The sequence below is a fragment of the Streptomyces sp. CNH287 genome, assembly GCF_000424825.1.
Window position 1 is genome coordinate 311,032 of record NZ_KE384253.1, and the last position, 19,639, is coordinate 330,670.

General features: G+C 72.5%; 10 protein-coding genes. 8 read left to right on the forward strand and 2 right to left on the reverse strand.

Features of this window, described 5'->3' with window-relative positions; all coding sequences use genetic code 11:
- The first annotated feature begins 99 nt into the window (after positions 1-99).
- From H299_RS0130860 to H299_RS0130870, 3 genes are all read left to right on the forward strand, one after another.
- Positions 100-1,941 carry an ABC transporter ATP-binding protein gene (locus tag H299_RS0130860; RefSeq protein WP_027751591.1) on the forward strand — a complete coding sequence of 614 codons (1,842 nt, stop codon included), beginning with the start codon at positions 100-102 and terminating at the stop codon, positions 1,939-1,941.
- Between the two features lie 247 nt (positions 1,942-2,188).
- Positions 2,189-3,784, forward strand: coding sequence for a M4 family metallopeptidase (locus tag H299_RS0130865; protein WP_027751592.1), 1,596 nt, complete (start codon positions 2,189-2,191; stop codon positions 3,782-3,784).
- A 391-nt stretch (positions 3,785-4,175) separates the two neighbouring features.
- Positions 4,176-6,143, forward strand: a complete 1,968-nt coding sequence (locus H299_RS0130870; protein WP_051263006.1) for a M4 family metallopeptidase — start codon at positions 4,176-4,178, stop codon at positions 6,141-6,143.
- A gap of 9 nt (positions 6,144-6,152) precedes the next feature.
- Here H299_RS0130870 and glgP read toward each other — a convergent pair whose 3' ends face one another.
- Positions 6,153-8,735 carry an alpha-glucan family phosphorylase gene (gene glgP, locus H299_RS0130875; RefSeq protein WP_027751594.1) on the reverse strand — a complete coding sequence of 861 codons (2,583 nt, stop codon included), beginning with the start codon at positions 8,733-8,735 and terminating at the stop codon, positions 6,153-6,155.
- Between the two features lie 201 nt (positions 8,736-8,936).
- On the opposite strand from glgP, the gene H299_RS0130880 reads away from it, so the two are divergent.
- The 5 genes from H299_RS0130880 (at position 8,937) to H299_RS37155 (ending at position 17,799) form a co-directional block, all read left to right on the forward strand.
- Positions 8,937-10,955, forward strand: a complete 2,019-nt coding sequence (locus H299_RS0130880; protein ID WP_027751595.1) for an alpha-1,4-glucan--maltose-1-phosphate maltosyltransferase — start codon at positions 8,937-8,939, stop codon at positions 10,953-10,955.
- Positions 10,952-12,667: a maltose alpha-D-glucosyltransferase gene (gene treS, locus H299_RS0130885; RefSeq protein WP_027751596.1), complete on the forward strand. Its 1,716-nt coding sequence runs from the start codon at positions 10,952-10,954 to the stop codon at positions 12,665-12,667. The genes H299_RS0130880 and treS overlap by 4 nt, the downstream gene beginning before the upstream one ends.
- Before the next feature lie 441 nt (positions 12,668-13,108).
- A complete protein-coding gene (locus H299_RS0130890) occupies positions 13,109-14,569 on the forward strand; it encodes a maltokinase N-terminal cap-like domain-containing protein (RefSeq protein WP_027751597.1) in 1,461 nt (486 codons plus the stop codon).
- Positions 14,570-14,650: 81 nt separating this feature from the next.
- Positions 14,651-17,035 (forward strand): 1,4-alpha-glucan branching enzyme, encoded by a 2,385-nt coding sequence (gene glgB / locus H299_RS37150; protein WP_078513173.1) that lies wholly within the window; start codon positions 14,651-14,653, stop codon positions 17,033-17,035.
- 209 nt (positions 17,036-17,244) lie between these two features.
- Positions 17,245-17,799: a GNAT family N-acetyltransferase gene (locus H299_RS37155; protein WP_051263007.1), complete on the forward strand. Its 555-nt coding sequence runs from the start codon at positions 17,245-17,247 to the stop codon at positions 17,797-17,799.
- A gap of 354 nt (positions 17,800-18,153) precedes the next feature.
- Here H299_RS37155 and H299_RS37160 read toward each other — a convergent pair whose 3' ends face one another.
- A complete protein-coding gene (locus H299_RS37160; protein WP_051263008.1) occupies positions 18,154-19,575 on the reverse strand; it encodes a cation:dicarboxylate symporter family transporter in 1,422 nt (473 codons plus the stop codon).
- Positions 19,576-19,639: the final 64 nt, after the last annotated feature.

Sequence of the window (19,639 nt, forward strand, 5' to 3'; positions counted from 1 at the left end):
CCCCGGCCGGAGCCGGCCGGAGCGGCACCCGCGGAGGTGCCGCCGCCGAGCCCCGCCCCGGGCGCGGAGCCCACACCGGGTACGGAGCCCACGCCGGTTGTGGAACCCGCCCCGGTTGTGGAACCCGCCCCGGCGGGCCGGCCCGCCGAGGACCCGTTCGACCGGGACGTGCTCCCCGCACCCCCCGGCGCGTCCCGCCGGCTGCTCGCCTCGCTGCTGCGCCCGCACCGCCGCCACGTCACCGCCGCCGCCATCCAGCTGCTGCTCCAGCAGGCGGCCGTCCAGACGGGCCCGCTGCTGGTGGCGTACGCGATCGACCACGCCGTGCCCGCCCTGCGCGAGGGGGACCGGTACGGCCCGCTGATCGCCGTCGCCGTGGGATACCTGCTCTGCGCGCTCACCGCGGGCATGCTGCACTACGGCTTCATCAGGACGGCCGCCCGGGTCAACCAGACGGTGCTGCTCGCCCTGCGCGGCAGGATCTACCGCCACGCGCAGGACCTCAGCGTCGACTTCCACGACCGCTACACCTCCGGCCGCCTGATCTCCCGCTCCACCACCGACGTCGAGGCGCTGCGCGAACTGCTGGACGAGGGGCTCCAGGAGCTGCTGACCGTCGTCCTCTCGGTCGCCTACATCGGTGCGCTGCTGCTCTGGCTGGACCTGGCCATGGGCGCCGCCGCGCTGCTCTCCTTCCTGCCGCTCGCCCTGCTGGTGCGCACCTTCCAGCGCCGGTCGATGCGCCTCTACCGCAGCCGCTCCACCGCGATCGCCGCCGTGATCGTGAAGTTCGCGGAGACCATGAACGGCATCCGCCCGGTGCAGAGCTTCCGGCGCGAGGTGGCCAACGACGAGGCGTTCCGGAAGCTGAACGACCACCACCGGCGGAAGAACGGCGACGCGATCCTGGAGATGGCCCGCTACGTCGTGGGGTCCCGGCTGACGGCGAACACCGCGGTCGCCGCGATCGTGCTGTGGGGCTCGTACCGGGTGGCCTCGGGCGAGCTGGCGCTGGGGGTGCTGGCCGCCGCCGCGCTGTACCTGCGGCGGCTCTACGAGCCCATCGACCGGCTGGCGATGTTCCTCAACAGCCTCCAGTCGGCCGCCGCTTCGCTGGAGAAGATCGCCGGTCTCCTCTCCCAGCGCCCGTCGGTGCCGGAGCCCGCCGAGCCCAAGCCGCTGCCGGAGCGGAAGCCGGGCAGCCAGGGGCGCGAGGTGGTGTTCGACTCGGTGCGCTTCACCTACCGCACGGGCGCGGAGGTACTGCCGCGCTTCGGACTCACCCTGGCCGCCGGGGAGACGGTGGCGGTGGTCGGCGCGACGGGGGCGGGCAAGTCGACGCTGGCCAAGCTGCTGGCGCGGTTCTACGATCCGAGCGAGGGCCGGGTGCTGCTCGACGGCACCGACCTGCGCGAACTGGACACCTGCACGCTGCGCGGGGCGGTGGTGATGGTCACCCAGGAGGCGTTCCTCTTCTCCGGCACCGTCGCGGAGAACATCGCGATCGGCCGCCCCGACGCGACGCGCGCACAGATCGAGGAGGCCGCGCGGGCCATCGGGGCGCACGCATTCATCGCGGCGCTGCCCGAGGGGTACGACACGGACGTGCGCAAGCGCGGCGGCCGGATCTCCGCCGGGCAGCGCCAACTGGTCGCCTTCGCCCGCGCGCTGCTGGCCGATCCCGCCGTGCTCATCCTGGACGAGGCGACCTCCTCGCTGGACATCCCCGGCGAACGGGCCGTGCAGCGGGCCATGGACACGGTGCTGCGCGGGCGTACGGCAGTGGTCATCGCGCACCGGCTCTCCACGGTGGACATCGCCGACCGGGTGCTGGTGATGTCGGGCGGACGGATCGTGGAGGACGGCCCTCCGGCCGAACTCATCGCGGGCACGGGCGGCTTCGCCCGGCTGCACCGGGCGTGGCGGGATTCCCTGGTCTGACCGGCTGCCCGGCTGACCGGCTGACCGGCTGACCGAGTGACCGGCTGCCCGCTATCCGGTGATCGCGTAACGATTTCCGGCCAAGGTGGCCCGACTTCCCTCGCACTGATGACATGTACGCGCCCTAAGTGGCAGTCTTCCGATGCAGCGACCACACACACAAACGCACGTCACACGCACCTCAGTTCTGTCCGGAGACCCCGTTCCCCACGAACGCTCCGGCCCCCCACGGCAGAGGAGAGACCGAGTGAGAAGCATCAGCAGGAAGCACCGCATATCCGCGCTCGCCGCCACGGCCGCCCTGGTCGCGGCAGGCGTCACCGCGGGCACTGCGGACGCCTCCCCGGCGACGGACACCGCCGCCCCGGACGGGGCGCCCGCGCCGCTGTCCGCCGCCCAGCACACCCAGTTGGTCAAGTCGGCCGGCACCGAGGCCGCCAAGGCGAGGACCGCGCGCGAACTGGGTCTCGGCGCGAAGGAGGGGCTGGAGGTCCGGGACGTCGTCAAGAACCAGGACGGCACCACCCACACCCGCTACGAGCGCACCTACGACGGCCTTCCGGTCCTCGGCGGCGACCTGGTCGTCCACCGCGCCGAGTCCGGTGCCACCGAGCGGGTCACCAAGGCGACCAAGGCGAAGATCAGCGTGCCCACGACCGAGGCGCCCGCCGCGCAGAAGCCCAAGGCCGCCGAGGCCAAGGGCAGCAAGGCACCCCGCAAGGTGATCTGGGCCGCAGACGGCAAGCCCACCCTCGCCTGGGAGAACGTCGTCGGCGGCACGCAGAAGGACGGCACACCCAACGAACTGCACGTCATCACCGACGCCAAGACCGGCAAGAAGCTCTACGAGTACCAGGGCGTCCACAACGGCACCGGCAACAGCCAGTACAGCGGCACCGTCCAGCTGGGCACCTCCGGCTCGTCGGGCTCCTTCACGCTGACCGACGGCGAACGCGGCGGCCACGAGACGTACGACCTCGGCGGCGGGCAGAGCGGCGGCGACCTCTTCACCGACGAGGACGACGCGTGGGGCGACGGCACCGCGGCCGACCGCCAGACGGCGGGCGTGGACGCGCACTACGGCGCCGCCCTCACCTGGGACTACTACAAGAGCGTGCACAAGCGGGACGGCATCAAGGGCGACGGCGAGGGCGCGACCAGCAACGTCCACTACGGCGACAACTACGTCAACGCCTTCTGGCAGGACTCCTGCTTCTGCATGACCTACGGCGACGGGGCGAACAACGAGCACCCGCTGACCTCGATCGACGTAGCGGCGCACGAGATGACGCACGGCGTCACCTCCCACACCGCCGGCCTGGAGTACCAGGGCGAGTCCGGCGGGCTGAACGAGGCGACCTCCGACATCTTCGCCGCCGCCGTCGAGTTCAGCGCGGACAACCCCGAGGACGTCGGCGATTACCTGGTCGGCGAGAAGATCGACATCCGCGGCGACGGCACCCCGCTGCGCTACATGGACCAGCCGAGCAAGGACGGCTCCTCGCTGGACTTCTGGTCCCCCGACGCGGGTGACGTGGACGTCCACTACTCCTCGGGCATCGCCAACCACTTCTTCTTCCTGCTGTCGGTGGGCAGCGGCGAGCGCGAGGTGAACGGCGTGCAGTACAACTCGCCGACGGCCGACGGCTCCACCGTCGAGGGCATCGGCATCGAGAAGGCCGAGCAGATCTGGTTCAAGGCGCTGACCGAGGAGATGACCTCCACCACCGACTACGCCGACGCCCGCCGGGCCACGGTCGCAGCGGCCACCGGTCTCTACGGCGCGGACAGCGAGGAGGTCAAGACGGTCGAGGCCGCCTGGACCGCCGTGAACGTCTCGTAGCACCAAAGCACCAAAGCACCGGAACACGACACCACCGCGGGACCGCACCACGACAGCCCAGCAACCCGCGCGACGCCGCCCCGTCCGAGGTCACACGGCCCCGGGCGGGGCGGCGTCCTTCCGATAGCCGGACGTCGAACTCTGGACAGCGAACAGGTTTCAGCCAAACTCTTGTCGCGGCCCTGACATGTACGGTCCGCAGTGGCACGCTGACTCCCGGTCGGCGCCGCGGCCTCCACCGCCCCATCCCGCCCCGCCGTACCGCCCTCCCCCCACACGCAGCACCGCTCCAACTGATCTGCCGTACAGGGCCGGCCGGCGAACCACCGCCGACCGGCATCCCCACGCGGCCGCGCGCCCCCCGCGCGGCCGAGCAGAGAAGGAGTTACGCGTGAGACCCACCTCCCCCAGACGTGCCAACAGGCGCGCCAGAGCCGCCGGAGCGCTCCTCGCCACCGCAGCCATGGTGGCCGTCGGCGTGCAGGCCAACACGGCCAGCGCCGCGCCGGAGACCTCCAAGGCCAATCCCGGTGCCCTTCCCGCCAAGGTGACCCCGAAGCAGAAGGCCGCCCTGCTCCAGCAGGCGGAGCAGAAGCAGGACGCCACCGCCGACGCGCTCGAACTGGGCACCGGCGCCGAACTGCGCGTGCGGGACGTGGTCAAGAACCGCGACGGCGCCACCCACACCCGCTACGAGCAGGTCTACCGCGGCCTGCCCGTCCTCGGTGCCGAGATCATCGTGCACCGGGCCCCCGACGGCAGGGTCGACGGCGTCGACAAGGCCGTCGAGGCGAAGATCAGCGTGCCCACGACCGAGGCGCCCGCCGCGCAGAAGCCCAAGGCCGCCGAGGCCAAGGGCAGCAAGGCACCCCGCAAGGTGATCTGGGCCGCAGACGGCAAGCCCACCCTCGCCTGGGAGAAGGTCGTCGGCGGCACGCAGAAGGACGGCACACCCAACGAACTGCACGTCATCACCGACGCCAAGACCGGCAAGAAGCTCTACGAGTACCAGGGCGTCCACAACGGCACCGGCAACAGCCAGTACAGCGGCACCGTCCAGCTGGGCACCTCCGGCTCGTCGGGCGCGTACCGGATGAACGACACGCAGCGGGGCGGCCACCAGACCAAGAACTCCGACACCGGACAGGTGCTCACCGACGCCGACGACGTCTGGGGCACCGGCTCACCGAGCAACGTGCAGACCGCGGGCGTGGACGCGCACTACGGCGCGGCCCTGACCTGGGACTACTACAAGGGCGTGCACAACCGCAACGGCATCCGCAACGACGGCGTCGGCGCGACCAGCAACGTCCACTACGGCAACGCCTACCAGAACGCCTTCTGGCAGGACTCCTGCTTCTGCATGACCTACGGCGACGGCCGCAACGACCAGCACCCCCTGACCTCGATCGACGTCGCAGCGCACGAGATGACGCACGGCGTCACCTCGAACACCGCCCGCCTCGTCTACTCCGGGGAGTCAGGGGGCCTGAACGAGGCCACCTCCGACATCTTCGCCGCCGCCGTCGAGTTCCACGCGAACAACCCCCAGGACATCGGCGACTACATGGTCGGCGAGGAGATCGACCTCTTCGGCACCGGAGCGCCCCTGCGGTACATGGACAAGCCCAGCAAGGACGGCTCCTCGCTGGACAACTGGTACCCCGGCGCCGGCAACGTGGACGTCCACTACTCCTCGGGCATCGCCAACCACTTCTTCTACCTGCTCTCCGAGGGCAGCGGAAAGAAGGAGATCAACGGCGTCCAGTACGACAGCCCCACTTACGACAACCTGCCGGTGACCGGCATCGGCCGGGCCGCCGCCGAGAAGATCTGGTTCAAGGCGCTGGCCGAGAAGATGACCGCCAACGAGACCTTCGCCAACGCGCGCACCCACACCCTGGAGGCCGCCGGCGAACTCTACGGCGCGGACAGCCCCGAGCAGCTGGGCGTCGCCCACGCCTGGGCCGCCGTGAACGTCGGCGCCCGGCCGGACGACCCCGGCCAGCCCGGCGGTGGCGAGTTCGAGAACACCGACAACGTCAACATCCCGGACTTCGGCGCGGCCGTCACCTCACCCGTCTCGGTGACCGGCGCGAGCGGCAACGCACCCGCCGGGCTGAAGGTCACCGTCGACATCAAGCACACCTACCGCGGCGACCTGGTCATCGACCTGGTCGCCCCGGACGGCACCGCCTACCCACTCAAGGGCGCGAGCTGGGACTCGGGCAACGACATCAAGGAGACGTACACGACCGACGCGTCCTCCGAAGTCGCCAACGGCACCTGGAAGCTGCGCGTCAAGGACGTCTACCGCGGCGACACCGGCTACATCGACAGCTGGAAGCTCACTTTGTGATCCTCGCGCTCAGTGCATGAGCACCGCCGCCCCACCGGAGCGCCCCACATCGTCCGGCGGGGCGGCGGTCAGCCCCAGCTCCGCCGCCCCGGCCAGCAGCCGGTGGGCGGGCAGCACCCGCACCGTGTAGCCGAACGGCCCGGTGCGGTCCAGCGCGAGCGGCCCCTCGTACGTCCAGCGCCCCTCCAGATCCGGTCCGCCGGACGGCTTGAGCGCCACCCGTACGGTCTCCCCCGCCGCGAGCGCGTCCGACTCGTCGACCCGGCCCGCCACCGCCTGCACCTCCACCTCGTCCGGGCGCAGCCCGCCCAGCGCGACACGCACCCGCAGCGCCAGTGAGCTGCCCAGCTCCAGGGAGGCGGCGGACGCACCGCGCTGTTCGACGTGGTCCACCGCCACGCCGCCCCAACGGGCCCGCACCCGGGCCTTCCAGGCGGCCAGCTCCTCGGCCGCGGCGGCGTCCATCGCCCGGTGCGCCCGCGCGGCCGGCGCGTACAGCAGCTCCACGTAACTGCGCAGCATCCGGTCGGCGACGACCTTGGGGCCCAGCCGCTCCAGGGTCTGCCGCACCATCTCGATCCAGCGGCCGGGCAGGCCGCGGCCGGTCGCGCCGCGGTCGTAGAAGCGCGGCGCGACGTGGCGTTCGATCAGTTCGTAGAGCGCGGCGGCCTCGATGTCGTCCCGCCGCTCCTCGTCGGCCGCCGCCGCGCCGTCGGCGCTGGGCACCGCCCAGCCGAAGTCCGGCTCGAACCACTCGTCCCACCAGCCGTCCCGCACCGAGAGGTTCAGACCGCCGTTCAGGGCGGCCTTCATGCCCGAGGTGCCGCACGCCTCCAGGGGCCGCAGCGGGTTGTTGAGCCACACGTCGCAGCCGGGGCAGAGCTTCTGCGCCATGCCCATGCCGTGGTCCGGGAGGAAGACGATCCGGTGGCGCACCCTGGGGTCGTCGGCGAACCGCACGAGATCCTGGATGAGCCGCTTGCCTCCGTCGTCGGCCGGGTGCGCCTTGCCCGCGACGACGATCTGCACCGGCCGCTCCGGGTGCAGCAGCAGCCCGGTCAGCCGCTCCGGGTCGCGCAGCATCAGCGTGAGCCGCTTGTAGGAGGGGACGCGGCGGGCGAAACCGATGGTGAGCACGTCCGGGTCGAGCACGCCCTCGATCCAGCCCAGTTCGGCGCGCACCGCGCCGCGCTGCCGCCAGGAGGCGTACAGCCGCGCGCGTACCTCCTGCACCAGCTGGCCGCGCAGCGTGCGGCGCAGCTTCCACAGCTCGGCGTCGGCCAGCCGGCCCGGCTCGCGAGGCATCTCGGGGGCCACCCAGGTGGGGGCGTGCACCCCGTTGGTGATCGAGGTGAGGGGTACCTCGGCCGGGTCGAAGCCGGGCCACAGCCCGGCGAACATCTCACGGCTGACCGTGCCGTGCAGCGTGCTGACCGCGTTCGCCCGCTGGGCGAGGCGCAGTCCCATCACGGCCATGTTGAAGCGGTCCGGCTCGCCGCCGCCGTAGTTCTCGGTGCCCAGGCGGAGCACCTGCTCGGCGGCGATGCCCGGCAGTTCGGCGTCGTCGCCGAAGTGCCGGGCGACCAGTTCGAGGTCGAAGCGGTCGATCCCGGCGGGCACGGGGGTGTGGGTGGTGAAGACCGTGCCCGCGCGCACCGTCTCCAGCGCGGCGTCGAAGCCCCGCCCCAGCCCAGCCAGTTCGCGCACCCGCTCCAGGCCGAGAAACCCGGCGTGGCCCTCGTTGGTGTGGAAGACCTCCGGCTCCGGATGGCCGCTGACCCGGCAGTAGGCGCGCACCGCGCGTACGCCGCCGATGCCCAGCAGCATCTCCTGGAGCAGCCGGTGCTCGCTGCCGCCGCCGTACAGCCGGTCGGTGACCTCGCGTTCGCCGCGGGAGTTCTCCTCCACCTCGGAGTCGAGCAGCAGCAGCGGCACCCGGCCCACCCGCGCCTGCCACACGTGCGCGCGCAACGACCGCCCGCCGGGCAGCGCGAGAACCACCCGTACGGGGGTCCCGTCGTGCTCGCGCAGCAGCTCCAGCGGCATCTCGTGCGGGTCGAGCACCGGGTAGCGCTCCAGCTGCCAGCCGTCCGGGGAGAGGCCCTGGCGGAAGTACCCGCGGCGGTAGAGGAGTCCGACGCCGATCATCGGCACGCCCAGGTCGCTGGCCGTCTTGAGGTGGTCGCCCGCCAGGATGCCCAGGCCACCGGAGTACTGCGGGAGCGCCTCGGTGATGCCGAACTCCGGGGAGAAGTAGGCGATCGCGCGGGGCAGCGGCCCGGCGTCCCGGGCGCCCTCGCGCTGGTACCAGCGCGGCTGCTCCAGGTAGTCCCGCAAGTCCCGTACCACCACCGAGAGCCGCCGCAGGAACCGCCGGTCGCGGGCCAGCTCGGCCAGCCGCTCCGCCGGCACGGAACCGAGCAGCCGTACCGGGTCACCGCCGGCGGCCTCCCAGCCGGCCGGGTCGGCGGTGCGGAAGAGTTCCCGGGTACCGGGGTCCCAGGACCAGCGCAGGTTGCGCGCCAGTTCGGAGAGCGGCCGAAGCGGCTCGGGCAGGACAGGACGGACCGAAATGCGACGAATTGCCTTCACGCGTCGACGGTAACGGACCAACAGGCGACGGCCGTGGACCGAACACGGCGGACGCCGCGACGGCATGGAGGCCGCGGCCACCGGCACCGCCAGCCGGGTGAAGCGGGCCGGGCCAGGCAGCCCGCGCGGTACGGAGAAGCGGACAAGGGACTACAAATGACCGGATACCCGCACACTTCCGCACGTCTGTCAGGTGAACCCATGATCGGTCGCATTCCCGTGCTGGACGTCCATCCACTCGTCGACTGCGGTCGGCGCCCCGCCAAGGCCGTGACCGGCGAGACCTTCGAGATCTCCGCCACCGTCTTCCGTGAAGGGCACGAGGCGGTCGGGGCCAACGTCGTACTCCGCGATCCGGGCGGGCGCTCGGGCCCGTGGACTCCGATGCACGAACTGGCGCCCGGCAGCGACCGGTGGGGCGCGGAGGTGACCCCCGACGCCGAAGGGCGCTGGACGTACACGGTCGAGGCGTGGAGCGATCCGGTCACCAGCTGGCGGGAGTGCGCCCGTATCAAGATCCCGGCGGGCCTCGACGTCGAACTCACCCTGGCCGAGGGCGCGGCCCTGCACGAGCGGGCCGCCGCCGGGGTGCCGCGGGGCGACGGGCGCGCCGCCGTGCTGGCCGCCGCGGCGGCGCTGCGCGACGGCGCCCTGCCGGAGGCGGACCGGCTGGCCGCCGCGCTGGCCCCGGCGGCCACAGGCGTGCTCGACCGGCACCCACTGCGCGAACTGGTCACCTCCTCCCCGTCCCTGCCGCTCCAGGTGGAGCGCGAACGGGCGCTGTACGGCGCCTGGTACGAGATGTTCCCGCGCTCCGAGGGCGCGGTGGTCCAGGAGGGGGAGCCGCCGGTCTCCGGCACCCTGCGCTCCGCCGCGCAGCGGCTTCCCGCGCTGGCCGCGATGGGCTTCGACGTCGTCTACCTGCCGCCGGTACACCCCATCGGCGACACCTGCCGCAAGGGCCCGGGGAACGCGCTGACGGCGGGCACGCACGACGTGGGCTCGCCGTGGGCCATCGGCTCGTGGGCGGGCGGCCACGACGCGCTCCACCCCGACCTGGGCACCTTCGAGGACTTCGACCACTTCGTGGCGCGCGCCGGCGAGCTGGACCTGGAGGTGGCACTCGACTTCGCGCTCCAGTGCTCACCGGACCACCCCTGGGTCAAGGAGCACCCGGAGTGGTTCCACCGGCGGGCGGACGGCTCGATCGCGTACGCGGAGAACCCGCCGAAGAAGTACCAGGACATCTACCCCGTCGCCTTCGACGAGGACTACCGGGGCATCGTGCGCGAGACGCTGCGCGTGCTGCGCTTCTGGATGCACCGGGGGGTACGGATCTTCCGGGTGGACAACCCGCACACCAAGCCGGTGGTGTTCTGGGAGAAGGTCATCGGCGACATCAACCGCTCCGACCCGGACGTCGTCTTCCTCGCCGAGGCGTTCACCCGCCCCGCGATGCTGCACACGCTGGCCAAGGTCGGCTTCCAGCAGTCGTACACCTACTTCGCCTGGCGCGAGACCAAGGCGGAGCTGACCGGCTGGCTGCGCGAGCTGGCGGGCGAGTCCGCCGCGTACCTGCGGCCCAACCTCTTCGTGAACACGCCCGACATCCTGCCCGCCGCCCTCCAGGGGCGCGGGCTGCCCGCGTTCGCCGTACGGGCCGTGCTGGCCGCGACGATGGCGCCGAGCTGGGGCATGTACGCCGGGTTCGAGCTGGGCGAGTCGGACGCGGCCGAGCCGGGCAGCGAGGAGTACGCGCACTCGGAGAAGTACCAGCTGCGCCCCCGCGACTGGGCGGCGGCCGAGCGCTCGGGGCAGACCCTGGTGCCGCTGATCACCACGCTCAACCGGCTGCGCCGCGAACAGCCCGCGCTGCGGCAGCTGCGCGGGGTGCACTTCCACCGCACCGACAACGAGCACGTCATGGCGTACTCGAAGCGGAGCGGACGGCATTGCGCCGACAGCGTGCTCGTCGTGATCAACCTCGATCCGCACCACACCCACGAGGCGACGGTGTCGTTGGACACCTCGGAACTCGGCCTCACCGCCGCGCAGGAAAGCGGTGCCGAGTCCTTTCCGGTGCTCGATGAATTGACCGGAGAAACCTACTACTGGGGCAGGGACAACTATGTGCGCCTGGTTCCGGGCCGGGCGCCCGCGCCGGCTCACGTGTTCTCCCTGCGACCGTCCCCATCGACCGGAGGGTCACCCAATCCATGATCGTCAACGAGCCCGTCCCCGACACGTTCGAGGACACACCCGCCAAGGACCGCGACCCGGACTGGTTCAAGCGCGCGGTCTTCTACGAAGTCCTCGTCCGCTCCTTCCAGGACAGCAACGGTGACGGCGTCGGCGACCTGAAGGGCCTCACCTCCAGGCTCGACTACCTGCAATGGCTGGGTGTCGACTGCCTGTGGCTGCCGCCCTTCTTCAAGTCCCCTCTGCGCGACGGGGGTTACGACGTCGCCGACTACACCTCGGTACTGCCCGAGTTCGGCGACCTGGCCGACTTCGTGGAGTTCGTGGACTCCGCGCACCAGCGGGGCATGCGCGTCATCATCGACATGGTGATGAACCACACCAGCGACCAGCACCCGTGGTTCCAGGAGTCGCGCAGCGACCCGGACGGCCCGTACGGCGACTACTACGTCTGGGCCGACGACGACAAGCGCTACCCGGACGCCCGGATCATCTTCGTCGACACCGAGGCGTCCAACTGGACCTTCGACCCGCTGCGCAAGCAGTACTACTGGCACCGCTTCTTCTCCCACCAGCCGGACCTCAACTACGAGAACCCCGCCGTCCAGGAGGAGATGATCTCGGCCCTCCGCTTCTGGCTGGACCTGGGCATCGACGGCTTCCGGCTGGACGCGGTGCCCTACCTGTACGCCGAGGAGGGCACCAACTGCGAGAACCTGCCCGCCTCGCACGCCTTCCTGCGGCGGGTGCGGGCCGAGATCGACGCCCACTACCCGGACACCGTGCTGCTGGCCGAGGCCAACCAGTGGCCGGAGGACGTCGTCGACTACTTCGGCGACTACGCCCGCGGCGGCGACGAATGCCACATGGCGTTCCACTTCCCGGTGATGCCGCGCATCTTCATGGCCGTGCGGCGCGAGTCCCGCTACCCGGTCTCGGAGGTACTGGCCAAGACCCCGGCCATCCCCTCCGGCTGCCAGTGGGGCATCTTCCTGCGCAACCACGACGAACTCACGCTCGAGATGGTCTCCGACGAAGAGCGCGACTACATGTACGCCGAGTACGCCAAGGACCCGCGCATGCGGGCCAACATCGGCATCCGGCGCAGGCTCGCCCCGCTGCTCGACAACGACCGCAACCAGATCGAGCTGTTCACCGCGCTGCTGCTGTCGCTGCCCGGCTCGCCCATCCTCTACTACGGGGACGAGATCGGCATGGGCGACAACATCTGGCTCGGTGACCGCGACGCGGTGCGCACGCCGATGCAGTGGACCCCCGACCGGAACGCCGGATTCTCTTCCAGCGACCCGGGGAGGCTCTCGCTGCCCGCCATCATGGACCCCGTCTACGGCTACCAGGTCACCAACGTCGAGGCGGCCATGAGCAGCCCGTCCTCGCTGCTGCACTGGACGCGGCGCATGATCGAGATCCGCAAGCAGAACCCGGCGTTCGGACTGGGCACGTACACGGAGCTGCCCTCGTCCAACCCGGCCGTGCTCGCCTTCCTGCGGGAGGCGCCGCTGCCCGGTGAAGGTGCGGACGACCTGGTGATCTGCGTGAACAACTTCTCCCGCTTCCCGCAGCCGACCGAGTTGGACCTGCGGGACTACAACGGGCGGGTGCCGGTGGAGCTGATCGGCGGCGTCCGGTTCCCGCCGATCGGCGAGTGGCCGTACCTGCTCACGCTCGCGGGGCACGGCTTCTACTGGTTCCGGTTGCGCCGGCAGCACTGAGCGCCTCGCGGCGGGCGGCACCGTACGGGGCACGGCCCCGGCCGGTGCCGCGCCGCACCGTACGAGGCGCGGCGGCACCCGCGCCGGCACGCACCCGAAACCCGCGCTCACCCAGGCCCCGCACACCGCACGCCCAGGTGCGGCGCCCCGGACGGGGCGGCGCACGGAGCGGGGCGGCGCACGGAGCGGGGCGACTGCGCACCGCCACCGCACCGGACAGACCCGCAAGGCGGAGGACCACCCCCGTACGGGGCCGTACCCGCGTGACCCCCGACAACGCGGCAAGGTGCGGCGCCGGACGCCGCGCGCCCGGAATGATCCACCGGAGAGGCCCTACGCCGCACGGCGGAATCTCGGGCGACACATCCCGCACCGCCGAGCGCCCCGCAACGCATATCGGAATATTTCGCGTACCTTTCGTGTGCCCGGGGAAAGGACGGCATGTCGGACAGTTCCTCACCCCTCACGACGGCCCCGCCCGCTCCCCCGCCCGCCGGGCACGCCGGTGCCGAGCTGCTTCGCTCGCTGGCACCGCTGCTCGCCGAGTGGCTGCCGCGGCAGCGGTGGTTCGCCGGGAAGGGCCACCCGATCACCGGCTTCGCACCGGTCGCCGCGACGGAGTTGCTGCCCCGCGCCGCCGGGGGCGGCGCGCCGGGCCTGCTGCACCTGCTCGTACGGGCGCGGCAGCCCGGCGCCGCGGCCCGGCTCGGCCCGGGTGCCGAGGACGACTGCTACCAGCTGCTGCTCGGCACCCGTTCCGTGCTGCCGCCCGCTCTCGCCCCCGCGCTCGTCGGCCGCCCGGCGGACGGCCCCCTGTGCGGGCTCGCGGTCTACGACGCGCTGCACGACGCGCGGCTGACCGGCCTGCTGCTGGAGCGGCTGCGTGCGCCGGGGCGGCTGGGCGCGCTCCGCTTCGCGAGCGGTCCGCCCGGCGCCGCCCCCGCCACCCCCGCCTGCCCGCTGCGCCCCCGGCCGCTGGACGCCGAGCAGTCCAACTCCTCGGTGGTCTACGGCCACACCTACATCCTCAAGCTCTTCCGCCGGGTGGGGCCGGGCCTCAACCCCGACCTGGAGCTGCCCCTCGCGCTCACCCGCGCCGGGTGCGACCGGGTCCCGGAGCCCACCGCCTGGTTCGAGGCGGTCGGCGCCACCCCCGACGCCGCGCGGCTCACCCTGGGCGTGCTCCAGCCCTTCCTGGCGGGCAGCGGCGACGGCTGGCAGCTGGCGCTGCGCGCGCTCGCCGCGCGGCAGGACTTCACCGCAGCGGCGAGGGCGCTGGGCCGGACCACGGCCGAGGTGCACGGCGGACTGGCCGGCGCGCTGCCGACCACCGTGCTCTCCGGCACCCAGCTGGAGCGGCTCGCCCAGGAGATGACCGGCCGCCTGGAGTCGGCGGCGCGCGCCGTGCCCGCGCTGCGCGCGCACCGTACGGGGCTGCGGAACGCCTTCGCCGCACTCGGCGCACTGGGGCGGAGCGGGCACACCCGGCGGGCCCAGCGCGTCCACGGCGATCTGCATCTGGGCCAGGCGCTGCGGGCCGAGGACGGCCGCTGGAGCCTGATCGACTTCGAGGGCGAGCCCGCCCGGCCGCTCGAGGAGCGCCGCCGCACGCAACCCGCCGTACGCGACGTCGCGGGCATGCTGCGCTCGTTCGACTACGCCGCCTGCCAGCAGGGCATGGGCGAGGGCTGGACGCAGCGCTGGGCCGCCGCCAACCGGGCCGCGTTCTGCGCCGGTTACGCGGAGGTCTCCGGCACGGACCCGCGCGAGGACGCCGCGCTGCTGCGCGCGTTCGAGACCGACAAGGCCGTCTACGAGGTGCTGTACGAGGCCCGCCACCGCCCCGCCTGGCTGCCCATCCCGCTCTCCGCCGTCCGCAGGCTCGCCGCTGCCGACTCCTGAACGGCCCGCCCCGCCGCCACCGACCCGCCCCGACCCGCCCCGACACCGCCACGCCCCGACCGAGCCCGGAGGGCCGCCCCCATGACACTCCGCCCCGACCAGCCGCCGACCGCCGCCGTCCCGGCGACCTTCCGCGCCCGTACGCCGGCCGCCGCCCCGCCCCGTCCCCGCGCGAGCGGTCACGGCGTACGGGCCGCCGAGCCGCTCGCGGAGGACGACCGGCGGCGGCTGCTCGCGGGAGCGCACCACGACCCGCACGCCGTACTGGGCGCGCACCCGGCGCGCGGCGGCGTCGTGCTCCGGGTGCTGCGGCCGTACGCCAGTGCGGTCACCGTGCTGGCGAGGGGGCTGCGGGCCGAACTGCACCCGGAGGGCGACGGCTTCTTCGCCGGGGTGCTGCCGGTGGCCGAGATCCCCGAGTACGAGCTGCTCCTGCGCTACGCCGGTGAAGCCGACGGCGACGGCGACGGCTCCGGCGCCGCCCCCGCGGAGCTGCGGGTGACCGACCCGTACCGCTTCCTGCCCTCCCTCGGCGAACTCGACCTCCACCTGATCGCCGAGGGGCGCCACGAACAGCTGTGGCACGCGCTCGGCGCCCGCCCGATGACGCACGCCGGGGTCACCGGCACCCGCTTCACCCTCTGGGCGCCCCACGCACGCGGCGTCCGGCTGGCCGGGGACTTCAACTGCTGGGACGGCACGGCGCTGCCGATGCGCTCGCTCGGCTCCAGCGGCGTGTGGGAGCTGTTCGTGCCGGAGGTCGGCGAGGGCGCCCTGTACAAGTACGAGATCGCGTGCCGCGACGGCTCCCGTACGCTCCGCGCCGACCCGATGGCACGGCGCACCGAGTGCCCGCCCGCGACCGCCTCCGTGGTGGAGGTCTCGCGGCACGTGTGGCAGGACGCCGACTGGCTGACGCACCGCGCCGCCCAGGCCCCGCACCGCTCGCCCCTCTCCGTCTACGAGGTGCACCTGCCCTCCTGGCGGCCGGGCCTGGACTACCGGCAGCTGGCCGAGCAACTGCCGGACTACGTACGGGATCTGGGCTTCACCCATGTGGAGCTGATGCCGGTCGCCGAGCACCCCTTCGGCGGCTCGTGGGGCTACCAGGTGACCGGCTTCTACGCCGCCACGGCCCGGCTGGGCACCCCGGACGACTTCCGCTTCCTGGTGGACGCGCTGCACCGCGCGGGCATCGGGGTGCTGATGGACTGGGTCCCCGCGCACTTCCCCAAGGACGACTGGGCGCTCGCCCGCTTCGACGGGGAACCGCTGTACGAGCCCGCCGACCCGGCGCGCGCCGAACACCCCGACTGGGGCACTCTGGAGTTCGACTACGGGCGGCGCGAGGTGCGCAACTTCCTGGTCGCCAACGCCGTCTACTGGTGCGAGGAGTTCCACATCGACGGCCTGCGGGTCGACGCCGTCGCCTCCATGCTCTACCTCGACTACTCGCGCCGGGACGGCCAGTGGTCGCCCAACGCACACGGCGGCCGGGAGAACCTGGACGCGGTGGCCTTCCTCCAGGAGATGAACGCCACCCTCTACCGCCGCTGCCCCGGGATCATGACCCTCGCCGAGGAGTCCACCGCCTGGGACGGCGTGACCCGCGCGACCGACCACGGCGGCCTCGGCTTCGGCTTCAAGTGGAACATGGGCTGGATGCACGACTCGCTCGAATACGTCGCCAAGGAGCCGGTGCACCGCAAGTACCACCACCACGAGATGACGTTCTCGCTGGTCTACGCCTGGTCCGAGAACTACGTGCTGCCCATCTCGCACGACGAGGTGGTGCACGGCAAGCGCGCCCTCGTCTCCAAGATGCCCGGCGACTGGTGGCAGCAGCGGGCGGACCACCGCGCCTACCTCGGCTTCATGTGGGCCCACCCGGGCAAGCAACTGCTCTTCATGGGGCAGGAGTTCGCCCAGGGCGCGGAGTGGGCCGAGAGTCACGGCCCGGACTGGTGGCTGCTCGACCCCGCCTACCCGGCCGAGCCGGACCACCGGGGCGTACGCGACCTGGTGCGCGAGCTGAACCAGGTGTACGCGCGCACGCCCGCGCTCTGGGAGCGCGACACGGACCCCGGCGGCTTCCGCTGGGTCGCGTGCGACGCGAGCGAGGACAACGTCTTCGCCTTCCTCCGCTTCGACGCCGCGGGCGACCCGCTGCTGGCCGTCTCACACTTCTCCCCCGTCGTGCGGCACGACTACCGGCTGGGCGTCCCCGGCGAGGTGGCCGCCTGGTCGGAGGTGCTCAACACGGACGCCCTGGCGTGGGGCGGCGGCGACGTGCGCCACCGTGCCCCGCTCTCCCCCGAACCCGTGCCCGCGCACGGCCACCCGGTCTCGCTGCGCGCGACGCTCCCGCCGCTGGCCACGGTCTGGTTCCGTCCGGCACGCGGCCCGGTCGGCCCCGCTGCCGCCTCCGCCCCAGCAGCGCCGCCTGCGCCGCCTTCAGCCGGGTGAACTCCGCCCGGACGGGAACGGGACGGAATACGGCGGCAGGCGAGGTCGCCGCGCTCCCCACGGGCGGCGGCTGCGTACCGTCGAGCAGGTCCGCCCGGCTCCGCCAAAGCTCGCGGATCGCCCGCACGTCGGGCACGAACACCGCGCCGGGGCGTCCGGTAGGAAAATCGGGGTGCGAACCGGCACCAGGCATGATATTTCTCGCGGCCATGGACGATCTCCTCACCGCGCGCCTCGTACTGCATCCGATGACCGTCGCCGAGGCGGAGCGCGTATGCGCGGGCACACCGGGCGAGGGAGATCTCTGGGCGCCCGGCTATCCGGCTCCGGGGGACGTGGAGGGCGCCACGGATTTTCTCAACGCCTGCGCGGGCCCCGGAAATCCGCAGCCCTTCGGCAACTACGAGATCCGCCGCCGCGAGGACGGCCGCGCCATCGGCGGCCTCGGCTTCAACAAGCCGCCGGACGCGGCGGGCACCGCCCCGATCGGCTACGCGCTGATCCCGGAGGCGCGGGGCCGGGGATACGCCACGGAGGCGCTGCGCGGGCTCCTCGACTTCGCCCGTGCGCGGGGGCTCACCTGTGTGCGCGGCGACGCCGACCACGACAACACCGCCTCCCAGCGCGTCATGCTGGCGGCGGGCATGCGGCAGGTCTCCGAGGACGAGCGGGTGAAGTTCTACGAGACCGACTGGGCCGCCGGGCGCGAGGAGACCGGCGCGGGGACGGAACACGCTGCCGCGCCAGGCAGGGTGCGCCCGTAGCGGAGGCGTTCCGGTGCACCGCGTCCGCACCCCTTGGGCCTGCGGGCCGGCGTGACCGCCTCGCTCTCTCCGTCCCGGCCCCGTTGGGGCGGCTCCCGGAAGGCGCTTGCCGTGGGCTGCCCGGGGTTCCGGTCCAATGCAGCGAGAGGGGACCCCCAGGCCGGCCAGGGCCTGGGGGAAGCGTGCAGGCGTCTGGTGCCGCGTCAGGCAAGGTTCACTCCGTTCGCCGTCCTGGCACGCCCATCCGCTGCGTTGCCCGATCGACCGAGTAGCCCACCACGAGGCCGATCAGGCGCCTTCCGGCCGGCCGCACCAGGACGCCTCGCTACCGGGCAAACCTTGCCTGACGCGGCACTAGCGCGCCGCCTCGGTCTTGGTGAGCCTGTCCTGGTCGGGCAGGTTCGCAGCTCCGTCCCGCGGCTCGCGCTCCTCCCCCGCGCCGCCGTCCGCCTCGTACTCCGCGGAGCCGTGACCGTCGTCCACCAGGGACGCCTCGTCGAACGGGCGGCGCCCCGCGAGGACTTCGGCGACCTGCTCCTTGTCGATCTCCTTGGTCCAGGTGCCGACCAGCACCGTGGCCACCGCGTTGCCCGCGAAGTTGGTCAGCGCGCGGCACTCGCTCATGAAGCGGTCGATGCCCACGATCAGGCCGACGCCGTCGACCAGGTCGGGCCGGTGGGACTGGAGTCCGCCCGCGAGCGTGGCCAGACCGGCGCCCGTGACCCCGGCCGCGCCCTTGGAGGCGATGATCATGAAGGCCAGCAGTGAGAGCTGCTCGCCGAAGGTCAGCGGGTCGCCCATCGCCTCGGCGACGAAGAGCGAGGCCATGGTGAGGTAGATGGCCGTGCCGTCGAGGTTGAACGAGTAGCCGGTCGGCACCGTGATGCCGACGACCGGCCTGCTGACGCCCAGGTGCTCCATCTTGGCGATCAGGCGCGGCAGCGCCGACTCCGAGGAGGAGGTGGAGACGATCAGCAGGAACTCCCGCGCCAGGTACTTCAGCAGCGACAGGATGTTCACGCGCGCGACCAGCCACAGCAGCGCGCCCAGGACGAGGAAGACGAACAGCAGGCAGGTCGTGTAGAAACCGATCATGATGACGGCCAGCGACTTGAGCGCGTCGGTGCCCGTCTCCCCGACCACCGCCGCGATCGCGCCGAACGCGCCGACCGGGGCGGCCCACATGACCATGGCGAGCACCCGGAAGACGAGCCGCTGGAGGTGCCCGATGCCGCGCAGCACCGGCTCGCCCGCCCGGCCCATCGCCTGGAGCGCGAAGCCGACGAGCAGCGCGACCAGCAGCGTCTGGAGCACCTCGCCCTCGGTGAAGGCGGAGACCAGGGTGGTGGGGATGATCCCGAGCAGGAAGTCGGCGGTGCCCTCGCTGGCACCCTCGGCCTCGGCGGCTCCGGCCTTGCGCACCTCTTCGGTCAGGTCGAGGCCGCTGCCCGGGTCGATGATGTTGCCGACCGCGAGCCCGAGGGCGAGCGCGATGGTGGACATGAGCAGGAAGTAGCCGAGCGCGAGCCCGCCCACCGCGCCGACCTTGGCCGCCTTGCGGACCGAGCCGATGCCCAGCACGATCGTGCAGAAGATCACCGGTGAGATCATCATCTTGATGAGGCTGATGAAGCCCTCACCGATCGGCTTCATCTCGACCGCCACGCCGGGGGCGGCGAAGCCGAGCGTGATCCCCGCGACCACCGCGGCGATCACGGCGAGGTAGAGGTAGTGCGTTCTGTCCCGGCGGCTACCGGGCGGAGACTGGCCTGACACGTCGGGCTCCTCGGGGAGGGCGGCTGAAGGTCGCACCCCCGGCCGCGGACGGCGCGCTGCGGCG

Bases quoted from the DNA above. Each gene is read 5' to 3' on its own strand.
- treS (WP_027751596.1), top strand. From the start codon at position 10,952: ATGATCGTCAACGAGCCCGTCCCCGACACGTTCGAGGACACACCCGCC.
- H299_RS0130880 (WP_027751595.1), top strand. From the start codon at position 8,937: ATGATCGGTCGCATTCCCGTGCTGGACGTCCATCCACTCGTCGACTGC.
- H299_RS0130890 (WP_027751597.1), top strand. From the start codon at position 13,109: ATGTCGGACAGTTCCTCACCCCTCACGACGGCCCCGCCCGCTCCCCCG.
- glgB (WP_078513173.1), top strand. From the start codon at position 14,651: ATGACACTCCGCCCCGACCAGCCGCCGACCGCCGCCGTCCCGGCGACC.
- H299_RS37155 (WP_051263007.1), top strand. From the start codon at position 17,245: ATGGACGATCTCCTCACCGCGCGCCTCGTACTGCATCCGATGACCGTC.